The sequence below is a fragment of the Cellulomonas wangleii genome (assembly GCF_018388445.1).
GTDB classification, from domain to species: Bacteria; Actinomycetota; Actinomycetes; order Actinomycetales; family Cellulomonadaceae; genus Cellulomonas; species Cellulomonas wangleii.
Genome location: NZ_CP074405.1, coordinates 2467122 through 2490705 on the forward strand (window position 1 = coordinate 2467122; position 23584 = coordinate 2490705).

General features: G+C 76.6%; 16 protein-coding genes. 4 read left to right on the forward strand and 12 right to left on the reverse strand.

Translation table 11 applies throughout. From position 1 onward, the window contains the following. Positions 1 to 108: 108 nt before the first annotated feature. The 11 genes from holA to KG103_RS11420 all read right to left on the reverse strand — a co-directional run bounded on the left by holA (position 109) and on the right by KG103_RS11420 (position 15818). The gene (holA, locus tag KG103_RS11370; RefSeq protein WP_249670896.1) at positions 109 to 1074 is read right to left on the reverse strand and encodes a DNA polymerase III subunit delta; all 966 of its coding nucleotides are present in this window, start codon (positions 1072 to 1074) and stop codon (positions 109 to 111) included. Between the two features lie 132 nt (positions 1075 to 1206). Next, the gene (locus KG103_RS11375) at positions 1207 to 2721 is read right to left on the reverse strand and encodes a ComEC/Rec2 family competence protein (RefSeq protein WP_207341035.1); all 1515 of its coding nucleotides are present in this window, start codon (positions 2719 to 2721) and stop codon (positions 1207 to 1209) included. Next, positions 2718 to 3398: a ComEA family DNA-binding protein gene (locus KG103_RS11380; RefSeq protein ID WP_249670559.1), complete on the reverse strand. Its 681-nt coding sequence runs from the start codon at positions 3396 to 3398 to the stop codon at positions 2718 to 2720. Before KG103_RS11380 ends, KG103_RS11375 begins: the two co-directional genes overlap by 4 nt. A gap of 557 nt (positions 3399 to 3955) precedes the next feature. Further along, positions 3956 to 4930 carry a DegV family protein gene (locus KG103_RS11385; protein WP_207341254.1) on the reverse strand — a complete coding sequence of 325 codons (975 nt, stop codon included), beginning with the start codon at positions 4928 to 4930 and terminating at the stop codon, positions 3956 to 3958. Beyond that, entirely contained in the window at positions 4927 to 7842 is a 2916-nt protein-coding gene (leuS, locus tag KG103_RS11390) for a leucine--tRNA ligase (protein WP_207341034.1), read from the reverse strand. The genes KG103_RS11385 and leuS overlap by 4 nt, the downstream gene beginning before the upstream one ends. Before the next feature lie 50 nt (positions 7843 to 7892). After that, positions 7893 to 8585 (reverse strand): metal-dependent transcriptional regulator, encoded by a 693-nt coding sequence (locus KG103_RS11395; protein WP_207341033.1) that lies wholly within the window; start codon positions 8583 to 8585, stop codon positions 7893 to 7895. Between the two features lie 19 nt (positions 8586 to 8604). Then, positions 8605 to 10242, reverse strand: a complete 1638-nt coding sequence (locus tag KG103_RS11400) for a D-alanyl-D-alanine carboxypeptidase family protein (protein ID WP_207341032.1) — start codon at positions 10240 to 10242, stop codon at positions 8605 to 8607. A 130-nt stretch (positions 10243 to 10372) separates the two neighbouring features. Further along, the gene (locus KG103_RS11405) at positions 10373 to 12448 is read right to left on the reverse strand and encodes a metallophosphoesterase family protein (protein ID WP_249670560.1); all 2076 of its coding nucleotides are present in this window, start codon (positions 12446 to 12448) and stop codon (positions 10373 to 10375) included. Positions 12449 to 12491: 43 nt separating this feature from the next. After that, a complete protein-coding gene (locus tag KG103_RS11410) occupies positions 12492 to 13283 on the reverse strand; it encodes an LLM class F420-dependent oxidoreductase (RefSeq protein WP_207341031.1) in 792 nt (263 codons plus the stop codon). 52 nt (positions 13284 to 13335) lie between these two features. Beyond that, a complete protein-coding gene (locus KG103_RS11415; protein ID WP_249670561.1) occupies positions 13336 to 15000 on the reverse strand; it encodes a hypothetical protein in 1665 nt (554 codons plus the stop codon). Between the two features lie 185 nt (positions 15001 to 15185). Continuing rightward, on the reverse strand, positions 15186 to 15818 hold the full coding sequence (locus tag KG103_RS11420) for a CYTH domain-containing protein (protein ID WP_207341030.1): 633 nt from the start codon (positions 15816 to 15818) through the stop codon (positions 15186 to 15188). A 130-nt stretch (positions 15819 to 15948) separates the two neighbouring features. Between KG103_RS11420 and KG103_RS11425 the strand changes: the two genes are divergently transcribed. The 3 genes from KG103_RS11425 to KG103_RS11435 all read left to right on the forward strand — a co-directional run bounded on the left by KG103_RS11425 (position 15949) and on the right by KG103_RS11435 (position 21846). Beyond that, positions 15949 to 17838 carry an alpha/beta hydrolase gene (locus KG103_RS11425; RefSeq protein WP_207341029.1) on the forward strand — a complete coding sequence of 630 codons (1890 nt, stop codon included), beginning with the start codon at positions 15949 to 15951 and terminating at the stop codon, positions 17836 to 17838. A 156-nt stretch (positions 17839 to 17994) separates the two neighbouring features. Next, on the forward strand, positions 17995 to 19626 hold the full coding sequence (locus tag KG103_RS11430; RefSeq protein ID WP_207341028.1) for a DEAD/DEAH box helicase: 1632 nt from the start codon (positions 17995 to 17997) through the stop codon (positions 19624 to 19626). Between the two features lie 183 nt (positions 19627 to 19809). Further along, positions 19810 to 21846 carry a pectate lyase family protein gene (locus KG103_RS11435; protein WP_207341027.1) on the forward strand — a complete coding sequence of 679 codons (2037 nt, stop codon included), beginning with the start codon at positions 19810 to 19812 and terminating at the stop codon, positions 21844 to 21846. 107 nt (positions 21847 to 21953) lie between these two features. On the opposite strand, the gene KG103_RS11440 is transcribed toward KG103_RS11435, so the two are convergent. Further along, positions 21954 to 23036, reverse strand: a complete 1083-nt coding sequence (locus KG103_RS11440) for a sigma-70 family RNA polymerase sigma factor (protein ID WP_249670562.1) — start codon at positions 23034 to 23036, stop codon at positions 21954 to 21956. A 118-nt stretch (positions 23037 to 23154) separates the two neighbouring features. On the opposite strand from KG103_RS11440, the gene KG103_RS11445 reads away from it, so the two are divergent. Continuing rightward, positions 23155 to 23580 carry a VOC family protein gene (locus KG103_RS11445; protein WP_322973091.1) on the forward strand — a complete coding sequence of 142 codons (426 nt, stop codon included), beginning with the start codon at positions 23155 to 23157 and terminating at the stop codon, positions 23578 to 23580. Positions 23581 to 23584: the final 4 nt, after the last annotated feature.

The following is a 23584-nucleotide window of genomic DNA, read 5'->3' on the forward strand; positions in this document are numbered from 1 at the left end:
CTGCACGGACGGACGCGCCCGGACGGGTGACCGCCGGCGTTCCCCAGTCACAGGCGGGTGCCCCGGGCACCCGGCGCGGGCATGACCCGCGGGAGCGGGGTCCACGCCTCAGTGGTCGACAGCAGCCGCCACCCGCAGCACCGCGCGCTCCACCGCGAACCGCGGGTCGCGTCCCTCGCCCTTCACCTCCGCGTCGGCCTGCGCCACGGCGGAGATGGCGACGGCCAGACCCTCGGGGGTCCATCGCCGCAGGTCCTGCGCCGCACGGTCCACCTGCCACGGCGCCATGCCCAGCTCTCGTGCGGCAGCGGCGCCCCTCCCGCGCACCGCCCCGACCTTCGCCAGCGTGCGCAGCCGCGCGGCGACCGCCGCGACGACCGGGACGGGATCGAGCCCGGTCGCCATCGCGTGCCGCAGCAGCGCGACCGCCCGGCCCGCGTCCCCGGCGACGGCGGCGTCGGCGACCTGGAAGCCCGTCGCCTCCACACGCCCGCCGTGGTAGCGCTGGACGGCCTCCTCGCCGATCAGGCCGGTCGTGTCCGCCACGAGCTGCGCGCACGCGGCGGCGAGCTCTCGCAGGTCCGAGCCGACAGCGTCCACCAGCGCCCGCACGCCACGACCGTCCGCGCGTCGGCCTGCCCGCCGCAGCTCCTCGGTGACGAACGCGGTCTTGTCCGCGTCGGTGCGGACCTGGTCGCACGCGACGGTGGGGACCTGCGCCCGCTTCGCCGCGTCCAGCAGCCGCTTGCCCCGCTGGCCGCCGCCGTGCCGGAGCACGACGACGACGTCGGGTGCCGGGGCCGCCAGGTACGCCTCGGCGTCGAGCAGGAGCGCGTCCCCCGCACGCTCCACGCCCTCGACGAGGATGACCTTGGCCTCCGCGAAGAGCGAGGGACTGGTCAGGACGCTCAGCTCGCCCTGCGCGTACGTCGCGGCGTCGACCCGGGTCACCTCGACCTCCGGGTCGGCCTCGCGGACCTGCGCGACGATGCGCTCGCACGCCCGGTCGGCCAGCAGCGCCTCGGGGCCGGCGACCAGGACCACGGGGGCCGGTGCCGCCTGCGTCCACGGCACACCGCCCGTCGAGGCGGCGGCCCGCCCGCGCGACGAGCCGGTGGTGCTGCGGGACGGACGTGCGGGTGTACGGGCGGCCACGGGACCAGCCTGCCACGCGCCGCGGACATCCCGGCCCGTCCTGGGCACCCGTCACCGGGCGGACGCCCGCCGCAGGGTCAGGGCGAATGCGGCCGCCGCGACCAGGAGCGCGCAGACCGCTCCGCCGACGCCCGGCCACCACGGCAGGGCGGCGCCCGGCAGGCCGGCCGCCCACCGTGCGACCGCGGCGATCCACCAGCAGGCCGCCCCGGCCCCCGCGCCCGCGACGTCGGCGGCCCACGGCCAGACGCGGGCGAGTGCGGCGGCGAGCAGGCCGAGCACCGTCGCGGGGGCGACGGCCGGGGCCACCACGACGTTCGCGAGCACCGCCCACGGGCCGAAGGTCGGCCACACCGCGAGCGTCACCGGCAGGCACCCGAGCTGCGCGGCGACGGGGGCGGCAAGCAGCGCGGCGACCGGTCGGCCGCAGCGCGGCGCCCACCGCTCGACGAGCGGCGAGCCGAGCACCACGAGGCCCGCGGTCGCCGCGACCGACAGCGCGAACCCGACGTCGGCCGCCAGCCACGGGTCGGCGACGAGCAGCGCGACGACGGCCGTGCCGAGTGCAGCCGGCCCGGCGGCGCGGCGCCCGGCGAGCAGGCCCACCAGACCCACCGCTCCCATCACGGCCGCCCGCAGGACGCTGGGCGCGGGTCCGACCACGAGCAGCAGTGCGGCACCCGCGGACGCCACGAGTCCCAGGCGCACGAGCCGCGGTGCCCGCGCCGCAGCCGCCCCCGCCAGCACGATCGCACCGACGATCGCGAAGTGGGCGCCGGAGACCGCCATGACGTGCGCGAGCCCGGCCGCGCGCATCGCGACCTCGAGGTCGGCCGGGACGGCACCCGTGTCACCGACCGTCACCGCCGGCAGCAGCCCTCGCACGTCCGGGGGCAGGGGCGCGGCCACGGCGCGGGCCCCGTCGCGCACGCCCGCCGCCCACGCCCGGACCCCCCGCGGCGGTGCGGAGACCACCGGCGCCCGGCTGGACCGCAGCGTGACGGCGGTGCGGACACCGGCGCCCCCGGCCGCCGGGACGCCCCGCACGCGCACGACCGCGTCGAGCACCGCGCCCGTCGGTGCCAGGACGTCGACGGGTGCACGCACCCGGTACCAGGTGCCCTCGACCCGGACGGCGGACGCGGTGACGGTGAACTGCGCGCCCCCACCGGCCACCGGCCGGGGGGCGGTGGACACCCGGCCCGTCAGCTCGACCGTGGTGCGGTCCTGCGCGGCTCCCAGCAGGACGTGCGGCGCACGGGCCTGCTGGCCGACCGCGCCGGCCACGAGGACCACGGCCGCCGTCACCACCGCCAGCGCCAGCGCGGGCAGCGCACCGCGCGGTCGCCCGGTCGCGGGCCCGTGGTCGGCGGCGTGGGCCCGGGACGCCCGGACGCCCCCACCCACCAGCGCGGCCACGACCGCGACCCCGAGCACGACGCCCGGCACCGCGGTGGTCCGGGCGACGGCGTCGGGGGCGTGCACGACCACCGCTCCGGCGCACCACGCGGCGGCCGCGGGCGGGAGCATCCGCAGGTCGACCGGCCCCGCGGCTCCCGTGCTCACACGCGTACCCGCGGCCGCAGGTCGGCCAGCAGCGCGGGGCCGATCCCCGTCACGTCGTCGAGGTCGTCGACGGTGGTGAACGGGTGCTCCGTCCGGTGCTGGACGATGCGTTCCGCCAGCACCGGGCCCACCCCGGGCAGGTCCTCGAGCGTCGCGGCGTCGGCGGTGTTGACGTCGACCAGCCCGTCCGCGGCGGCGGCGGCACCGCCGCCCGTCGCGAGGGGCGGCGCCCCCACGACCGGCACGACCAGCTGCTCCCCGTCGGTGAGGACGCGCGCCAGGTTGACACCCGCCAGGTCGGCACCCGGGACGCTGCCACCGACCGCGTCGACGGCCTCGCCCACCCGCGCACCGCGCGCGAGCCGGACGACACCGGGCCGCACGACGGCCCCGACGACGTGCACCACCACGTCGTCGCCCGCACCGTCCGCGGACGCCGTCCCCGGCCCCGATCCCGGCTCGCCGTCCGGCTGCACGGCGGAGGCGCCCGCCACCGCGGGGGTCGGCAGCCGGACGGGCTCCCCCTGGGGCACCGCGGACGCGCGCAGCACGATGCCGCCCGCGGCCAGACCCAGGACCAGGGTCGCCGCCCCCGCCGCCCGCCAGCCGGGCGCCCACCGCACCCGGGGCGCGGCGGGCGGCGGCCCGGGTGATGCCGCGGCGAGCGCCGCGCGCACGTCCGGACGCCACCGCTCCGGCGACGGACCCTCGAGCCCGTCGTCCGCGGGGGCCGTGGCGGGGGAACCACCGGTGTGAGGGGTCCAGCCGGCCGGAGCGCGGTCGCCGCGTCCGGGACCGGGTACCGCCGCATCCGCCAGGGGGTGCCCTGCCGGGCGGTGACCAGGGGCGACCGTCCGGCGCAGGGCCGGCGACCCGTCCTCGCCGGGGGCGGGCCCGGGTCGTCGGCCGGTGTCCGCGGCCCGCGCCTCACCCCCCGGCACGTCGTTCCCGGGGTCCGCCCCCGGGTCGTGTCCGTGCGCCCCTCCCGTCCGGCCGTCGCGCGCGGTGGCCGTCAGGGCGGCGAGGCGGTGCGCGACGTCGGGCGGGAGGCGGCGGCGGTCGAGGGGCGGCACCGTCGCGACGCTAGGACCACCCGAGCCGTCGCCCCGAGGGCGACGGCCCGGCGGTGGATCGTGCGGCGCACCCGCGGTCCTGGGGTCGGCTCGTCGACCGCCCTTCGCGCCTGCAGGCGCGCGGCGTGCCAGCCGCGGCGCGGCCGGCGGCGGTGCGGCCCCTACGCGTCGGTGACGACGACCGCCAGCAGACCGGGGCCCACGTGCGCGGCGAGCACGGCGCCCGCGTCGGCCACGACGACCTCGCCGACCGCGGGACCCGCCGCCTCCGCCAGGCGCGCGGCCACCTCGTCCGCGACGTCCGACGGGCCCACGTGGTGCACGGCTACCCGGGCGCCGGGCCGGCCGGCGAGGTCGGCGAGCGCCAGCTGCTCCAGGCGCTCGCGGGCCACCCGCCGGGTCCGGACCTTCTCGCAGACCACGAGCCGGCCGTCCTGCACCGTCAGCAGCGGACGCAGACCCAGCACGGTGCCCAGCGCGGCGGCCGCCGTCCCCAGCCGTCCGCCCCGGCGCAGGTGCTCCAGGGAGTCGACGAGGAACCACACCCGGCTGCCCGCCGCCGTCGAAGCCGCCACGCCGGCGACCTGCTGGGCGTCCGGCCACCGGGGGGCGGAGGTCCGGTGCACCGTGCGCGCCACCCAGCGCCGGACGGTGCCGCCGACGCCGTCCTCCGCGTCGGCGTCGTCCGGCTCGTCCGGCAGCGGCGTCGCCGCGTACCGCGCCGCGGCGACCGCGGCGAACCCGAGCCCGAGCGCAGCGGTACGCGAGTCGACCACCCGCACGGGTACCGGGCTGACCGTCGCCGCGGTCCGCGCCGAGCGCACCGTCCCCGACATCTCGCCGGACAGGTGGACCGACACGATCGCGTGGGCACCCTCGGCGGCCGCCTGCTCGTACGCGGCCGCGAACGCCGAGGGCGGCGGCTGCGACGTCGTCACCCGGGACCCGCGCGCGAGCGCCTGCAGCAGCTGCTCGGGCGTGACGTCGACGCCCTCGGCGTACCGCGCGCCGTCGATGCTCACCTCGAGCGGCACCACGTGCACGCCGACCTCCGCCGCCAGGCCCGGGGGCAGCGCGGCCGTGGAGTCGGTGACGACAGCGACCCGGGGCGCGTGCCGACCCGTCGCGGGGCTCAGGAAGGCACCACGTTGACGAGCCGGGGGGCGCGCACCACGACCGTGCGCACGTCGCGACCCGCGAGGGCGCGCTGCACGCCGGCGTCCGCGAGCGCGAGCTCGCGGAGCGCGTCCTCACCGGTCGACGGCGAGACCTCCGCACGCCCACGCACCTTGCCCTGCACCTGGAACACGCAGGTCACGGTCTCCTCGACCAGGTACTGCGGGTCGGCCTGCGGGAACGTCGCGTGCACCACCGACTCGTCGTGGCCGAGCCGCGCCCACAGCTCCTCGGTGACGTGCGGCGCCACCGGAGCGGTCATGACGACGAGCGCCTCGACCACCGAGCGCGGGCTGCGGTCGAGGGTCGTCAGGTGGTTGTTGAGGACGATGAGCTTGGCGATCGCGGTGTTGATCCGCATGCCCTCCATGTCCGCGCGCACGTCGGCGACCGTGCGGTGCAGCAGGCGCAGCGTCTCCACCGCGGGCTCGTCGTCGGACACCACGAGCTCGCCCGTGGTCTCGTCGACGACGTTGCGCCACAGCCGCTGCAGGAACCGCTGCGCCCCGACGACGGCACGCGTCTCCCAAGGCCGCGACAGGTCCAGCGGGCCCATCGACATCTCGTACACGCGCAGCGTGTCCGCGCCGTACGCCTCGTACATCTCGTCCGGCGACACGGCGTTCTTCAACGACTTGCCGATCTTGCCGTACTCGCGGTTGACGGGCTGCCCGTCCCACGTGAAGCCCGTGGGCGACGACTCGTCCTCCACGACCTCGGCAGCCGGCACGTACACGCCCCGCTCGTCCGTGTAGGCGTAGGCCTGGATGTAGCCCTGGTTGAAGAGCTTGTGGAAGGGCTCCGAGCTGCGCACGTGGCCCAGGTCGTACAGGACCTTGTGCCAGAACCGGGCGTACAGCAGGTGCAGCACGGCGTGCTCGACACCGCCGACGTACAGGTCGACGCCGCCCGTGGAGCCGGCCGGCTGGGCGCCGTGGCCGGGGCCCATCCAGTACTCCTCGAGCGCCGGGTCGACCAGGACGTCGTCGGAGTGCGGGTCCAGGTACCGCAGGTAGTACCAGCACGAACCGGCCCAGTTGGGCATCGTGTTGGCGTCACGGCGGTAACGCTTCGGCCCGTCGCCCAGGTCCAGCTCGACGTACAGCCAGTCGGGGTTGCGGCCCAGCGGCGGCTCCGGCTCGGAGTCCGCGTCGTCCGGGTCGTAGGTGCGCGGCGAGAAGTCCGGCACCTCCGGCAGGTCGACCGGCAGCGCCGAGGCGGGCAGCGCGATGGGGTGGTCGTCCTGGTCGTAGACGATCGGGAAGGGCTCGCCCCAGTAGCGCTGGCGGCTGAAGAGCCAGTCGCGCAGACGGTAGGTGACGGTCCGCTCCCCCGCGCCGCGGGCGGCCAGCCACTCCACGATGCGGTCCTTGGCCTCGGCGACGGGCAGGCCGTCCAGGCTGATCTCGTCGTTGGACGAGTTGATGACCGCACCGTCACCGGTGCGCGCACCCGGCGGGGTGCCCTCGGGCGCGTCGACGGTGTAGACGACGGGCAGCCCGAAGGCCTCGGCGAACTGGAAGTCGCGCTCGTCGCCGCCGGGGACCGCCATGATCGCGCCCGTGCCGTAGCCCATGAGGACGTAGTCCGCGGTGAACACGGGCAGCAGCTCGCCGTTCACCGGGTTCGCGGCCAGGTGCCCGGTGAAGACGCCGGTCTTGCGGCCCGCGTCCTGCTGGCGCTCCACGGCCGTCTTGGCGGCGGCCTGCCGGCGGTAGTCCGCCACGGCGTCCACCGGCGAGGCGTGCCCGCCCGTCCAGGTGTCCACCGTGCCGTCGGGCCACGCCTGCGGCACCTCGTCCAGCAGCGGGTGCTCGGGCGAGACGACGAGGAACGTGGCGCCGAACAGCGTGTCGGGCCGCGTCGTGAAGACCTCGACCTCCTCGCCGCCCTGCACCGCGAACCGGACGCGCGCGCCCGTCGAGCGGCCGATCCAGTGCCGCTGCATGGCCTTGACCTTCTCGGGCCAGTCGATGCGCTCCAGGTCGTCCGTCAGGCGGTCGGCGTACGCCGTGATCCGCATGTTCCACTGGCGCAGGCTGCGCTGGAACACCGGCATGTTGCCGCGCTCCGAGCGTCCGTCGGCCGTGACCTCCTCGTTCGCCAGGACCGTACCCAGCCCGGGCGCCCAGTTCACGGGCGTCTCGGACAGGTAGGCCAGGCGTCGGCTGTCGACGACGCGGCGGCGCGTCGCCTCGTCCAGGTCGGCCCAGGTCGCGCCCTCGGTGACGCCCTCGACGTCCGTCGGCAGCGCACGGGTGCCCGCCGCGTACTCCTCGACCAGCTCGGACACCGGGCGCGCCCGGCCCGTCCCGCCGTCGGGCCGCGGGGCGTCCTCGTCGTACCAGGACTCGAAGATCTGCAGGAAGATCCACTGCGTCCAGCGCACGTAGTCCGGGTCGATCGTGGCGAACGAGCGGCGCGGGTCGTGCGCCAGGCCCAGCCGGCGCAGCTGGCGCTGCATGATCGCGATGTTGGCCTCGGTCGTCGTGCGCGGGTGCTGGCCCGTCTGCACGGCGAACTGCTCGGCCGGCAGCCCGAAGGCGTCGAAGGCCAGAGCGTGCAGCACGTTGTCCCCGCACATGCGCCGGAACCGGCCCACGACGTCGGTGGCGATGTACCCCAGGGGGTGACCGATGTGCAGCCCGGCGCCCGACGGGTACGGGAACATGTCCATCACGAAGAAGGGCCGCGCGGCCGGGTCGGCGTGTCGCCCCTGGCCGTCCGTGAGCGGACCCACCGGGTTGGGCGTGAAGAACGTGCCGCGCTTCTCCCACTCGTCCTGCCAGCGCAGCTCGATCTCCTGCGCGAGGGCGGCGGTGTAGCGGAACGGGACGTCGTCGGGGGTCGGGTTCGGGGACTGGTCGCTCACCCGTGAATCGTACCGAGGGCCGGGGCCGGACGACGCCGGGCCCGGGGCTGTCAGTGCCGCGCGGTGAGCCAGATCGCGCAGGCGGCGACCTCGCCCAGCTCCACGCGGTCCGGACGGCCGTCGACCTGGACGCTGACGACGCCCGTCACGGCGCGTCGTTCGTCGAGCACGACCGGCGCGTCCAGCACCAGGCCGACACCCTCGAGGTACCGCAGGAGCTCCGGGTCCGCGTCGGAGATCCGCGCGACCCGGTAGTCGCCCGGCTCGACCTCCCACATGACCCGGGCGTCGGGCAGGTGCACGGTGCCGTCGGCGGCGGGGATCGGGTCGCCGTGCGGGTCCCGGTCCGGGTGGCCCAGGAGGTCGGCCACCCGCTCGACGAACCGGTCGCTCACGGCGTGCTCGAGCACCTCGGCCTCGTCGTGCACCTCGTCCCAGCCGTAGCCGAGCCGCTCGACCAGGTAGGTCTCGATGAGGCGGTGCCGGCGCACCATCGCCAGGGCGTGCGCCCGGCCCGCCGCGGTCAGCTCCACCGCACCGTACGGCCGGTGCGAGACGAGCCCGGCGTCGGCGAGGCGCTTCACGGTCTCGGACACGGTCGACGGTCCGACTCCCAGGCGCCCCGCCAGGAGCTTGGTCGTCACGGGGGCGTCCGACCACTCCTGCGCCCCCCAGATGACCTTGAGGTAGTCCTGGGTCACCGCGCTGAGGTCGGCGGCCGCGGGGACAGGGCTCTGCGTCACGCCGTCCAGCGTAGAGGTCTCAGGAGCCGTCGACGCTCCAGTGCCACGGCTCCCCCGGCAGGTTCGACAGTCCGTACGCCGCCGCGTTCTGCACCAGCCACGCGTACGCCGGGGACCCGGCGGACAGGGACCGGCCGCCGCTGGTGAAGTCGATCGCCAGGCCGCGCTCGTGCCGCGAGCTGCCCGGCCGGGCGGTGCTCGGGGAGCACGCCGAGGCGGGCTTGTCGTAGATGTCCGCGTCGGACGGACCGCAGTGCGCGCGGCGCAGCGCGATCTGCTGCTCGGGGCTGCGCCAGCCGCCCCCGCCGAGCTCCACCCCGGCGTCGCGCGCCGCGGTGACCAGTGCGTCGACCGCGTCCGCGAGGCACGGGTGGACGCGGATGCCGCTGCCGGTGCGCACGACGTCCGCCTCGGCCACGGGCCCGTCGACCAGCGCGCACTCGGTCGGTTGCGCCCGGGGTGCCGGTGCGGTGTCCACGGGTACGGCCGCGAGGTCCTCCGGCACCGGGACCTGCCACGGCACCTCACCGTCGGGCGTGAGCAGGAGCACCGCACGCTCCTCGAGGACGAGCCGGGCCCCGGTCCTGCCGGCAGTGCCGGTGGACCAGACCGGCGTTCCGGCGGCGTCGAGGAGCACGAGGTCGCCGTCCTCCTGCAGCCGCACGGACGCCGCACCGTCGGTGGGCGACGACCAGAACGGCTCCCCGTCCCAGGAGGCGACGAGCGCACCGTCGCGCACCGCCAGCCCCAGGTGCCCCGACGGCGAGCCCAGCAACCCGTCCGCCGCGACCTCACCCCCCGGCTCGAGGGCCGACGGCCCGATGGGCGTGCTCGAGCTCCACACGGGGGCGCCCGCCGCGTCCAGCAGGACGAGGTTGCCGTCGTCCTGCAGCGTCAGCGTCGCCGGCCCGTGCCCGGCGGTGCGGCTGCGCCAGACCGGGGCGCCGTCGGCGTCGAGGGCCACGAGGTTGCCGTCCTCGCGCAGCTCGAGCGCCACGGCGGGGGCACGGGGCGCCGCGGAGGGTGACGGTCGCGGTGTGGCCGACGTGCCCGCCCGCTGCGACCGCCCGCTCGACGACGCGTCGGACTCCTCGGGACCGACCGGGGCCTGCGGCGCCCACCGCACGGCGCCGTCGGGTCCCATCAGCTGCACCCCGTCGGGGCCGATCAGGAGCGTGTGCCGCCCGTCCGGTGACGAGAGCACGTCGTCGCCGACCAGGCGGCCGGGGCCGGTGAGCGACGACGGGGCCTGCGAGGTCCCGCTGCTCCACACCACCGCGCCGTCGGCACCCTGCACGACGAGGTCGCCGTCGTCCTGCAGGCGCAGCGTCCCGCCGGAGCCGCCCGTCCCGGTGCTCCACACCACGGCGCCGTCCGGCGCCACGAGTCGCACGTCGCCGGTGGCGTCGGCGCTCAGGACGGAGCCCGCGACCCCGCGGCCGGTCGTCCAGCGCACCACGTCGTCCAGCGCGTACATGCCCAGCGAGCCGTCCGGCTGCATGACGAGCACCTGTGCGCCGCCCGGCGCGAGCAGCGCCTCACCGGGACCCAGCTGCTCGCCCGGCCGCAGCACGTCCTCACCGGACCCGGCCAGCGCCGGCAGGGCGCCGACCAGCACGAACCCCACGGTGACCACCGCGATCGCGAGACGTCGCACGCGTACTCCCCCCGGCGCACCGCGCGGCTCTCCCGTGGGCCGGCGTGGTGGCTCGGGTCCAGGCGATCATCTCCGTCACGGATGCGCAACCCGTTGCGCCCGATTCGCCCCCCGGGACGCGGTCCCGCGCTCAGCCGTCCTGCGCGTCGGTGCCGCCGTCCGGCGTCGCGCCGGGCTCCTCCTGGGGATCACGGCCGACGGCCTCGTCGCCCGCCGCACCGCCGTCCCCACCCTGGTCCGCCGCGTCGCCGGGGCCGACCACCGCGGGCAGGGGCCACGGCTGCGGGCTGCCGACCGTGACGGTCGCGTCGGGCGCGACCCGGACGACCTGGAGGTCCAGCAGCCGGCGCGAGCCCGGGTCGAACCGCAGCACGGTCATCTCCGCCACGCCGCGCAACGGGCCGACCGTCGGCTGGTTGAGGGTGGCGCCCGCGGTGCTCCCCGAGATGTACCGGATGCCCAGCCCGACCTGCTCCGGACCCGACCGGCGGTGCAGGTGCCCCGACACCTGCGCGGGGACGCACCCCGCCGCCAGTGCCTCGTCGCCCACCGCCGGCGTGTGGACCAGCAGCAGGTCGACCTCCCCGTCCTCGCAGGCCGTCGCGGCGAGCCGCTCAGCCGCCTCGGGAACCGTCTCGTCGGCCGCGGACGCGGTGCCGCCGGCGCCGACCCGGGTCTCGTTGGGGTCGCTGTCACCGAGGACGCGCACCCCCGCGACGTCGATCACGGACCCGTCGAGCACGGTCGCCCCGGCACGCGCGTAGTTCGCCGTGGTCTCGCGCGAGTCGTGGTTGCCCGGAGCCGTCACCAGCGCGACCCCCGGCGGGACGGCGCGCGCGAAGGACGTGACGCAGTACTGCTCCACGGACGTCCCGTTCATGGTCGTGTCGCCCGCGTCGAGCACCGCCGCGGCACCCGACAGCCGCGCGAGCGTGCCGATCAGCGGGGCCATCCCGACGTTGCAGTGCAGGTCGGACACGACGACCAGCACCACGGGCTCGACCTCCGGCTCGGGCTCCTCGGACGGCGCAGGGCTCCTGGGCGACGCGCTCGGACGGTCCGCCGCGGCGACGTCGTCGTCCCCCGCACCGAGGAGCGCGTCCGCCGCGCCTGCGGTCCCGTCCTGACCGTCGCCGGCGCTGCCACCGTCGCCGTCGAGGGACGCGGCGGCGCCCCCGTCGACCTCCGCCCCCACGGTCCCGTCCCCCACGGAACCGTCCGCCTCGGCACCGTCCCCCACGGAGCCGTCCCCCTCGACACCGTCCTCCTGCGTCGCCGTCCCGTCGTCCGACCCGGTCGCGCGCTGCGCCGCCTCCTGCGCGGCCGCCTGCGCGGCCGCCTCGGCGGCGAGCAGCGCCTCCTGCTCCTCCCAGTCCTCCCACGCCACGACGAGCGCGGCGTCGGCCGCCTGGTAGAACTCCTCGTTCTGCCGCCAGGCGTCCACCGCGTAGGCGCCGTAGGTGTCGATGACGCCGCCCAGCCTGCCCGTCACGCGGGCACCCTCCAGCGGGGTGCCGTCGAAGACGGGCGAGGCGAGCTGCTCCTGCTCCCGCCGGTCCTGGGGCCCGACGCTCGACGTGAGGACGGTCGCGCCGACCACGACGGCGAGGCCGCCGGCGGTCAGCGGGCGCGCGTGCGCGGCGAGCTGCTGCGTCAGCTCGCTGCTCCGCGGGCCGCCGAGCAGCGCACGCCCCAGCCAGAAGAGGGCCACGAGCACGACGAACGTGGTCCCGGACCGCAGCAGCGCGTCCCGCACGAGGGCGTTCGCGATGTCCTGCACGGCCGCGGCCGGGCCGGAGAAGAACGCCACGTACGCGTTGAGGTCCTCCCCGAGCGCCTCCAGGGTGCGCGCCTCGCCGAGCTCGGTGACGGTCGCCGGGATCTCCTGCACGGTGGCCCGCAGGCCGAGGGTCGCCGGCAGCGGCGAGTCGAGCTGGAGCGTGCCGAGCGGGCCGAAGTCGATCGTCACCGTCGCGTCGGTGGTGACGTCGTAGCGCGTGACGTGGGGCCCGAGGGACGCCTGCACGCTCGCGGTCGTCACGCCGACCACGACGGACACCAGGACGCCCGCGACGACGAGCGCGATCGCCGACCACCACCCGTGGCGAGGGCGCCACCCGCGCACCGCACGCAGCACCCGCCCGACGGGTCGACGCGCGCGCAGCAGCCGCCCGGGCGCCGGCACGTCGTTCGTCGGACCTCCCACGCGGTGAGCCTAGACGCGACCGCCCGACGCTCTCACCTCGGTGTCAGCCCCGCGTGTCGCGCCAGCGCACCCACCGCTCCGCCTCGGTCAGGTCGTAGTCCGGCCCGGTCGTGCCGCACGTGAACAGCCGCACACCTGCGGCGTACAGCTCGTCGCCCACCTCGTCCGGGTCCGACCCGTCGACGCCCAGGGAGCGGGTGACCAGCGCGGCGGTGTCCCGCCCGACCGTGGCGCCGTGCTCGTCGAGGATCGCGCTCTTGCGGCGCAGCGTGTCGACGTCACCGAAGGAGTGCCAGATGTGGGCGTGCTCGGCGACGATCCGCAGCGTCTTGCGCTCACCGCCGCCGCCGATCATCACGGGGATGTCGCGCGTGGGGGCGGGGTTCATCGCCGCCCAGCGGGACCGGATCCGCGGCATCGCCTGCCCCAGGTCGGCGATCCGCGACCCCGCGGTGCCGAACTCGTACCCGTACTCCGTGTAGTCCCGCTCGAACCAGCCCGCACCGATCCCCAGGATCAGGCGCCCACCGCTGATGTGGTCGACGGTGCGGGCCATGTCGGCCAGCAGATCAGGATTCCGGTAGGAGTTGCACGAGACCAGGGCGCCGATCTCGACGCGGCTCGTCTGCTCCGCCCAGGCGCCGAGCATCGTCCAGCACTCGAAGTGCTTGCCGTCCGGCTCCCCGCTGAGAGGGAAGAAGTGGTCCCAGTTGAACACCACGTCCACGCCGAGGTCCTCCGCGCGGCGGACCGCATCCCGGATCTGGCGGTAGTCGGCGTGCTGGGGCTGGATCTGGACGCCGACGCGCACGTCGGTCGCGGGGGTCTGGGTCACCGGACCACGGTAGCGCCGCGACGCGCGGCGGGCGCGGCGCGCGCGGCGCGGCTCACTGGTAGGTGACCAGGTCAGGGACGGGCTCCACGCGGTACGTCGCGGCCGGGTCGAGCATCGGCAGGTCCTCGTCGTAGAAGTTCTTCCAGCCCCAGTGCACCGGCGGGGCACCCGCCCGCAGCGCAGCCCACGTGCCGGCCTTGGCGCCCTGGGAGCCCTGCCCGTCGACGTGGATCAGCGGGGCCAGCTCGTCGTACGACGTGTCCAGCCGCTCCCGCTCGGTGATCATGCGCAGCGAGAACTGGTGCAGCACGAACATCTTCTGGGGCAGCGCCCGCTCCCGCGTGAAGCCCGCCAGCCAGGCCGCCGTCGCGTTCACCTCGTCGATCCCGACCGACCCGATCTGACGCAGGTGCACCTGGTCGGGCGCGAGCCGCCACTCGGGGTCCAGCGCGAGCCCCACGTGGGGCAGCTCGAGCAGCTCGGCGTACGCCTGCGCCTGGGTGACGAAGTCCGTGCGCCCGGGCTGCAGGTCCAGCAGGACGTACTGCCCCGCGGCGGCCGCCGCGTCGACCAGCGGGCGCAGGTCGTCGACCGCCCGGCGGCGCGAGTACGTCTGGTCGTCCTCCGGCCCCGCCGAGGCGATGGTCGCGATGATCTCGACCGCGGGCACGACGGTGTCGGACGTCAGGCCCGCGTACATCGCCGCGTGCTCCTGCGCGCGGGCGACGGTCGCCGGGACGTCCTGCTCCCCCAGCACCCCGAGCGCACCCGACCCGGGCGTGCCGTAGAGCGCCACGTACTTCTTGCCGGGCTGCCCCGCGACCGCCGGGAAGACGAGCTGGCCGCCACCCGGGAGCTCGACGCCCGTCCGCGCGGTCGCGACCCGGGCGGCCAGCAGGTCGGGCTGCCCGAACGTCGGCCCGAACGCGACCACGGCCGCCGGGTCGGCCTGCGCCAGCGCCTGCACCGTGACCGTGGTGGCCCGCGGGTCACCTCCGGGCACGTCGAGCACGTCGACGTCGAGCGCGCGCAGGGTCGCCAGCGCCGCGGTGGGCACGGGGCCGTCCGCGAGCGCGAGCACGTCCGGCACCGCCGTGGGCGCGGTGGACGGCAGGCCGGCCGGGGCGGGTGTCGCGGTGGCCGGGCTCGAGGGAGCAGCGGGCACCGGCGCCTCGTCGAGGACCAGGACGTCGGGTTCCGGTCCGGCGAGGGCGCGGACGGCGTCGGCCTCCCCGCCGGCGGGCACGGGGGTGGTCGACCCGAACCGGTGGCCGGTCGCCGCGGCGAGCGCAGCGCCGTCGGCCCCGGACGGCACCCGCACGCGCCCCACGCCGGCGGGCAGCGCGTCGTCCGGGACGTCGCCCACCACCAGGAGGTGGGCGGTGCCCAGGCGCGCCAGCTCGGCACCGGCGTCGGTCCCACCACCCGCCAGCAGCAGCGGGGCGCCCAGCGCGACCGCCGCGGTGGCCCCCGTCAGCCCGCCGGCGACGTCACCCGCTGCCGCCACGACGGCGACCGGCGCCGCGTCGAGCAGGGCGGCCGAGGTGCTCACCGCGGCCGTCGCCTCGTCCCCGTCGACGACCGTGGCCGCTGCCGGGCTCGCCGCGGGGACCACGGAGAGCGCGTCCGGCGAGGCCGAGGGAGCCGGCGTGGCCGCCTCCGGGGCGTCGCCGGGGGTGCCCGTGGTGCACGCCGCGAGCACGGCGAGGAGCAGCACGACCACACACCCGCGCACCCGCGCTCCGCCGCCGAGACCCGCCACGACCACCTCACCTCTCGGCGCGGACGGTCCGCGCACCGGTCCGCCACTGTAGGCAGGGCGCCGCCGGGACGCAGCCCTCGAGGCCAGGACGCCGGGCGTCCGGTCGCGCCGCCCCGGGAGCCCGGCGCGGTGGGGCCTGCCTAGATGCCTGTCATGCGGTGGTCGTGCCCGAACCCCTCGAGGAACCGGGGGCCCTCCTGCTCGAGCTCGGCCTGCCACGCCGCCGCCCACGCGGCGTACGGCGCACGGGCGAGACCGTCGTTGGCGAACCGTGGGTCCACCGTCACCTCGGTCACGCAGAAGTCCGGGATCGCGAGGTCCGTCACCGGGCCGCCGCGCTCCACCTCGGCGACGACGAGGGGCGCGTTCGCCCCGGCGAACACGTCGACGACCCAGCCGTCCTCACCGAGCCACACCGAGTGACGGACCTTGGCGACCCGCGCACCGCCGCGGCGCACCATCTCGACGCCGACGAGCGGGTCGATCTCGCGCTCCGCCTCGTACCGGGTGCCACCGTTCATCGGCCCCTTGACGGTGACCGCGCAGAAGTCGACCTGGTCGGCGTACCGCTCGAGCAGGGTCGTCTCGTCCGTGCGCACGTCGACCCCGACGACCGACGACACCTGCGCCCGCACGCGCAGCGCGAACCCGGCGTCGGCGAGGTAGTAACTCTGCACGATCAGTGCGGGGGCGGCGTCCAGCAGCTCGGGGGGGACGTCGCGCGCGACGAACCGCCGCTCGAACTCGAAGTCGCCGTACCCCGTGTCGCTCATCCCTGCCACCTGTCCGCCGACCCCACGGCCGCTCGGACACACCGTACCCACCGGGGCGCCGGATCCCGCAGGGACCTGCCGCAGACCGCGGCGCCGGGTCCGGGACACCGTTCCGTGGCACAGTGCGGAGATGACGAGGGGGGCGTCGCGGGACGCGGCGACGGCGCACGACCCGGCGGACGCGGGCCGACCGCCCCCGCACGGGCCGAGCGGCGGCCGGTCGCGGGACCCGACCCCCGAGCCCTCGTCGCAGGTTCCCCGCACCGACGCATCGGGCGCGAGCGGGTCGAGGACGGCAGGGCCCGGCCGCGGGACGCGTGCCGCGTCCGCGGTCGCCCACTGGTGGTTGCGCTTCTCCCCCGCGGGGCTCGTCGGGGCGTTGGTGCTCTTCGCCGCGGCGCTCGGACCGTCCCTCCTGCCGCGCAGCCCGCTGTACCAGGGCGTCATCGGCGGGGTCTGCGCCGCGATCGGCTACGCCGTCGGGGCCGCCCTCGGGTGGGGCGGACGACGGATCGGACTGCGTGCCCCGTGGCCCGAGCGCCGCGCACCGGCCGCGCGGCTGGTCGGCGGCGCGGTCGCCCTGGCCGTGGTGGTGGCGGCGCTGGTCGTCGACGCCGACTGGCAGGCACGGTCCCGCGCGCTGCTGGACATGGGGCCGCCGCCCGCCGCGCGGCCGCTGCTCGTCCTCGTGCTCGCCGTGCTGGTGGCTCTGCTGCTCGTGCTCCTCGCCCGCGGGCTGCGAGCGGCGGTGCGTGGCCTGGCGCGCCTGACGAGCCGGCTGCTGCCGCCGGTGCCGGCCCGTCTGCTCGCGGTGGTCGTGGTGGCCGTCGCGACGTACCTGCTGGTCGACGGCACCCTGGTCGCCGGGGTCCGGCACCTGATGACGACGACGTACGCGGCCCGTGACGAGCAGACGTACCCCGGCGAGGTGCGCCCGACCGACCCCCTGCGCAGCGGGTCGCCAGCGTCCCTGTCCCCGTGGGAGTCGTTGGGTCGCGAGGGGCGGCGGTTCGTCTCGGGCGGCCCGGACGTCGCGCAGCTCGCCGACCTGTCGGCCGCCGCCGGCCTCGACCGTGAGGTCCGGGAGCCGATCCGGGTCTACGCAGGCCTGGACAGCGACGACGACCTCGACGAGCTCGCGTCCCTCGTCGTCGACGAGCTCGACCGCACGAACGCGTGGGACCGGTCGGTCCTCGTCGTCGTCACCACGACCGGCACGGGGTGGGTCGACCCCGCGTCGGCGACGGCCGTCGAGATGATGTGGGGCGGCGACAGCGCGATCGCCGCGATGCAGTACTCCTACCTGCCGAGCTGGGTGAACTTCGTCGGGGACCGCGCGACGCCGGTCGCGGCGGGTCGTGCGCTGTTCGAGGCCGTGCACGCGCGCTGGTCGCAGCTGCCGGAGGACGACCGACCGGCGCTGTACCCGTTCGGCATCTCGCTGGGCGGCTTCGGCTCGCAGGGTGCCTTCGCGAGCCTGCAGGACGTCGCCGCACGCACGGACGGCGCGGTCTGGGCCGGCACGCCCGGCACGACCCCCCTGTGGCGTGGCCTCACGTCGGACCGGCAGGCGGGGTCGCCCGAGATCCGCCCGGTCCTCGACGAGGGCCGTACGGTCCGCTGGGGCCGGACCCTGCGCGACGTGGACGGTGCCTCGCTGGCGGACGACGGCACGGCGACGTGGGAGGACCCGCGCGTCGTGTACCTGCAGCACCCCTCCGACGGGGTGGTGTGGTGGACGCCGGACCTGCTGCTGCACGAGCCCGACTGGCTGCGCGAGCCGCGGGGGGCGGACGTCCTGCCGGAGGTGCGCTGGTTCCCCGTGGCGACGTTCTGGCGCGTGCTCATCGACCTGTTCGTCGCCGGTCAGGCACCGGCGGGGCACGGGCACACGTACGTGGGCGAGTACGCCGACGCCTGGGCGGCCGTGGCGCCGCCGCCGGGCTGGACGCCCGCGGCGACCGACGCCGTGCGCGCCGTGCTCGACGCCCCGACCGACACCTCGGTGGGGGGCCGCTGACCTGCGGCGACGGCGACCGTCCGGGCCGCCGGACGCGGGGTGTGAGAGGGTGGACCCCGAGAGGCAGCGCGATCGACCGCGCGCCCGCGTCGTGGAGTCCCCCCGGGAATCGTGCGGCGGACCCCGACTCTTCAGCCCGAGAGGCACCTTTTCCCTGTGACGACCTTCACCGACCTCGGCGTGCCCGAGGTGCTGGCCCGCGCCCTCGCCGCCCAGCAGATCACCTCCCCCTTCCCGATCCAGACGGCGACGCTGCCGGACACCCTGCGGGGCGCCGACGTGCTCGGCCGCGGCCGCACCGGGTCCGGCAAGACGCTCGCGTTCGCCCTGCCCGTCGTGGCGCGCCTCGCCGCGTCGAGCACGCAGCGCCGCGCCCGACGCCCGCGCGCCCTGGTGCTGTGCCCCACCCGTGAGCTGGCCACGCAGATCGACGCGGTCTTCGCGCCGCTCGCCGCAGCCGTCGGTCTGCGCACGGCGACGATGTTCGGCGGCGTCGCGCAGTCGCGCCAGGTCAGCGCGCTCGACCGCGGCGTCGACGTGCTGGTCGCCTGCCCGGGGCGCCTCGAGGACCTGCTGAAGCAGGGCCTGGTCACGCTCGACGGCATCGAGATCACCGTGCTCGACGAGGCGGACCACATGGCCGACCTCGGGTTCCTGCCCGTCGTGCGCCGCCTGATGGACCGCACGCCGGCGCGCGGGCAGCGCCTGCTGTTCTCCGCGACGCTGGACAACGGTGTCGGCACGCTCGTCGACCGCTACCTGACCTCCCCGGTGGAGCACGCGGTCGACCCGGCCGCGCAGACCGTCGTCGCGAGCACCCACCACGTCCTGGAGGTCGCGGACGCGGCCGCCAAGCGCGCCGTCGTCGAGACGCTCGCGGCCGGCCCCGGTCGGCGGGTGCTGTTCATGCGCACCAAGCACCACGCCAAGAAGCTGGCGCGTCAGCTGACGCTCGCGGGCATCCCCGCGGTCGACCTGCACGGCAACCTGGGCCAGGGTGCCCGCGAGCGCAACCTCGAGGCGTTCTCCTCGGGTCGCTCGCGCGTCCTGGTCGCCACGGACATCGCCGCCCGCGGCATCCACGTCGACGAGGTCGAGCTGGTCGTGCACGTCGACCCGCCGGCCGAGCACAAGGCGTACCTGCACCGCTCCGGTCGCACGGCACGCGCCGGCGCCAGCGGCACGGTGCTGACGCTGCAGCTGCCCGAGCAGCGCGCCGACGTGCGCTCCATGACCCGGGCCGCCGGCATCACCGTCACGCCCGTGGCCGTCACCCCCGGCGACGACCTCGTGCGCCGGCTCGCCGACGCACCCGGCTCGGTCCCCACCGCCAACGGCGGCACGCCCGCCCCGAGCGGTCCGGTGTCCGGCGCGGTCATGACGAGCGACCGCTCGTCCGCGTCCGGCCGCACCCGTTCCGGCGGCCAGGGGGGCTCGGGTCGCACCCAGGCCCCCGCACGTGGCCGGACCGCGGCGCGCGGTGCCGCGCCGACCGGTGGCGCCCGCCCGGCGACCCAGCCCGACGCCGGCGCACGTCGTCGCTCCGGCTCGCGCGCCGCGTCGCGTCCCGCCGGCCCCGCCACGGCCTGGACGTCCGAGTCGGGCAGCCCGGCTCGCACCGACGCGAGCGGCGAGGGTCGCGGCCGGGGCAGCGCCACGCGCGGCTCCGGTCCGGCCGCGGGCCGCGACACGGGCGCCGGTGACGCGAGCGGTGCCCCGCACCGACGCCGCCGGGGCGGCCGCGGACGCGGGCGCGCCGGTGCGCCCACGGGCGCACCCACGGCCTGACCTGCATCGTCCCGACGGGCCTGCGGGCCGGTCGACCACCTCGGTCGGCCGGCTCGTGGGCCCGTCGTCGTCGCACCGCCCGACTCGTCGGGATTGCGTTTTCCGACGCATCTGTGCCACGCTCGTCCCCGTCGACGGGAAACCGGTTTCTCGGACGTCGACCCGGAGACGAAGGAGTCCCCCATGCGTGCCGTCCGGCCCTCGCACGACGCCCGCCGCGCGCCCCGCCGGCGGGCTGCGGCCCTCGTCGCCCTCGTGACCGTGCTGGTCGGCGCCCCGGCTGCCGCGGCCGCCACCGACGGCGGCGCCCCGGGTGCCGCGGCCCGCGACCTCGGCCGCGAGACCCTCGCCCCCGGCGACGGGTGGGCCTCGTGGTCGGGCGTCTCGCGTCCCGACGGCCGCGAGGTCCGGGCGACCGGCACCACGGGCGGCGCCGCCGCGTCCGCGGCGCAGGTGTACGTCGTCGACTCGTGGACGCAGCTGCGCGACGCGCTCGGCGGGCGCCCGGGCTCGACCGGGACCACGGCGCGCACCGTCACCGAGCCCCGCATCGTGTACGTCCGCGGCACGATCGACGCGTTCGCCCGGCCCGACGGGTCCCGGGCCACGTGCGACGACCTCGCCCGCCAGGCCACCGTCGCCGGGACCGGGTCCCCCTTCTCGATGGCCGACTACATCGCGCACTTCGACCCCGAAGGCCCGTGGGGACGCGCGGACCCCAGCGGGCCGCTCGAGGACGCCCGCGTCGCGGCCGCGGCCGCCCAGGCCGCCCAGACGCAGCAGCACGTGGGGTCGAACGTGACGATCGTGGGCGTCGGTGACGCGCGGATCGTCGGGGCGAACCTGCGGATCCGGGACGCGTCGAACGTCATCGTCCGCAACCTGACGTTGTCCGACGCGTCGGACTGCTTCCCCCAGTGGGACCCGGGCGACACGGACGCGGGCAACTGGAACTCCGCCTACGACAACCTCTCGGTGTGGTCGTCGACCAGCGTGTGGGTCGACCACGTCCGGCTCGACGACGGGGACCACCCCCCGGCCACGACCCGGACCGTCTACGGGCGCCCGTACGAGGTGCACGACGGGCTGCTCGACATCACCCACGGCTCCGACCTCGTCACCGTCTCGTGGACGCACTTCCACGACCACGACAAGACGAGCCTGGTCGGATCGTCGGACTCCCGCACGCAGGACCGCGGGCAGCACCGCGTCACGTACCACCACAACCTCTGGACGGACGTCGGCCAGCGCGCGCCCCGCGTGCGGTACGGCGACGTCCACGTCTACAACAACGTGTACGAGCAGACCCGCGCCACGGGGTACGCCTACCTCCTCGGCGCGGGTGTCGAGTCGAGCATCGTCGCCGAGCAGAACGTCGTGGACCTGGCCCCCGGGGTGGACCCGGCGTCGGTGGTCACGGCCTGGAAGGGCACCATGCTGCGCGAGGAGGGCACGCTGGTCCGTGGCGAGCCCGTGGACCTGGTCGCCGCCTTCAACGCCACGGCGCCGACCCCGCTCGTGGATGCGGCACGGTGGACCCCCGCGGACCACTACGCACCGGACGTGCAGCCCGCGGCGCAGGTCGCCGACGCCGTCCGCGGGGGTGCCGGCGCCACGCTGCCGTCGGGCACACCGGGCGCGTCGCGCGCCCCCGACGCCCCGCGGCTGTCGCACGACAACGGCTGGGACACGGGTCTGCACGACGGCGACTTCACCGTCACCTCGACCCTGTGGTGGGGGCAGAACGCCACCGTCGTGCGGCTCCTGGAGGACGGCGTGCTCGTCGACGCGCAGCGGGTGGACCCCCGCACCCCGCACGCGCAGCGCGTGGCGTTCGCGGTCTCCGGGCGGCCCGACGGCACGTACACGTACGTCGCCGAGGCGCTCAACCCGTGGGGGACGACCCGGTCCGCGCCGCTCACGGTCGCCGTCCGCGACGCGCGCCCCGGCACGCCCCGGCTGACCGCCGCGACGGGGACCGACGGCGCGCCGACCGTCACGGCGACCCTGTGGTGGGGCACCAACGCGACCTCCTACGTGGTCACCGCCGACGGGGTCGAGGTCGACCGCGGCGAGCTCGTCGCGCGCACGCCGCACCGCCAGACCGTCAGCACGTCGACCGCAGGCTGGGCGCCGGGCACGCACACCGTCGTCGCGACGTTCCGCAACGCCGCCGGCGAGACCTCGAGCCTTCCCCTCGAGGTGCAGGTCGGCGGCTGACCCGGCCGGGTCCGCCCGGCCAACGCGCCGCCCGTCCGCCTCCCGGACGGGCGGCGCACCGCTCGCCCCGGGAACGTCCGCGCGCCGGCCCGCCGGGCGGCGCGGCCTCAGTCGAGCTCGGTCGGCAGCCCGAACCGTGCGAACAGGTCGTCGTCGAACCACACCGTCACGTGGCGCACCCCCGCCGCGGTCACCGCGACCTGCTGGAGCTGGAACGCCCGGTGACGACCCTGCGCGTCGCGCATGTACATCGCGAACGAGGGCAGCCCGTTCGCCGACGTCGGCACCAGGCGCATGTCGCCGGCCGCCCGGGCCGGGCACCACGTCCCGATGAGCTCGCCCACCGCGCGGGGACCGGTGTACCAGCCGGGAAAGGGCGGCATCTCCCACACGACGTCAGCGGCGAGCAGCTCGACGATGGCCGCCACGTCGTAGGCCTCGAAGGCTGCGACGTACCGGGCGAGGAGCTCCTGGTGGCGCGGGTCCGTGGGCTCCAGGGGCGTGACGTCCTGCACGTTGGCCATGTGGGCCCGCGCCCGCTGCAGCGTCGAGTTCACCGCGGCCACCGACAGCCCCAGGGCGTCGGCGACCTCGGCAGCCGACCACGCGAGCACGTCCCGCAGCAGCAGCACGGCCCGCTGCTGGGCCGTGAGGTGCTGCAGCGCGGCGACGAAGGCGAGCCGCACCGTGTCACGGTCCACCGCCGTCTCCGCCGGGTCGGCCGGGGCCGTCGCCCACACGAGGCGGTCGGGCATCGGCTCCAGCCACGGCGTGGTGCGGTCCTCCCGCGGCTGCTCGCGGGGGTCCGCGGCCGGCGCGCCCAGTCCTGTGGGCAGCGGACGGCGTCGCCGGCCCTCGAGGTGCGTCAGGCAGGTGTTGGTCGCGATGCGGAACATCCACGTGCGCAGCGACGAGCGGTTCTCGAACCCGCGCATCGCACGCCACGCGCGCAGGTACGTCTCCTGCAGCATGTCCTCCGCGTCGTGCACCGAACCCGTCATCCGGTAGCAGTGCGCGAGGATCTCACGGCGCAGCGGGGCGAGGCGCGCCGCGAACTCCTCCCCGGTCAGGTCCTCGCCTGCCGGTCCGGTCCCGGGCTCCTGGGCGCGGGGGCCCACGGTCCCGTCCCCGGCCGGCGGGCCGGGCCGGCTGGTCGCTCGGGTCGGCGTTCCCGATGTGGTCGTCGTCACACTTCGACGGTAGCGGCCGCCACCGACATCGTCACCACCCGACGAGACCCGCCGCCCTCGCCGGTCGGCACACCCAGGACGATCCCGTCCCGTACCGCAGGGAGAACCCGTGGACCGCATGATCGTCGTCAACCTGCCGGCCCGGGACCTCAGTGCGTCGCGGGCGTTCTACACGGGCCTCGGCATGGCCGTGGACGAGATGCTCAGCGACGACGACGTCGTCTGCGTGCTGGTGTCGCACACGGTGTGCGTCATGCTGCTGCTCCCCGCCCGGTTCGGCGAGGTCACCGGACTGCCCGTGGTCGACGCCCGCGCCGCGACCCAGGTCGTGCTCTGCCTCGCGGCGACGTCGCGCGCCGACGTGGACGCCCTGGCCGCCGGAGCGCTGGCCGCGGGCGGCACGGAGCTCGGCGCGGGGCTCCGTGACGGATCGCCGTACGCGCGGACGGTCGCCGATCCCGACGGGCACGTCTGGGAGCTCCTGCACCCGGACTGCGCCCCGCCGGGCCGGGACGCGGCGGACCAGGACGCGGCGGACGTCTGACGTC

What these genes read in the sequence shown, in the direction of transcription:
- KG103_RS11420 (WP_207341030.1), bottom strand. Translation starts at nt 15,818, where the DNA reads ATGAGCGACACGGGGTACGGCGACTTCGAGTTCGAGCGGCGGTTCGTC.
- KG103_RS11445 (WP_322973091.1), top strand. Translation starts at nt 23,155, where the DNA reads ATGATCGTCGTCAACCTGCCGGCCCGGGACCTCAGTGCGTCGCGGGCG.
- KG103_RS11425 (WP_207341029.1), top strand. Translation starts at nt 15,949, where the DNA reads ATGACGAGGGGGGCGTCGCGGGACGCGGCGACGGCGCACGACCCGGCG.
- KG103_RS11435 (WP_207341027.1), top strand. Translation starts at nt 19,810, where the DNA reads ATGCGTGCCGTCCGGCCCTCGCACGACGCCCGCCGCGCGCCCCGCCGG.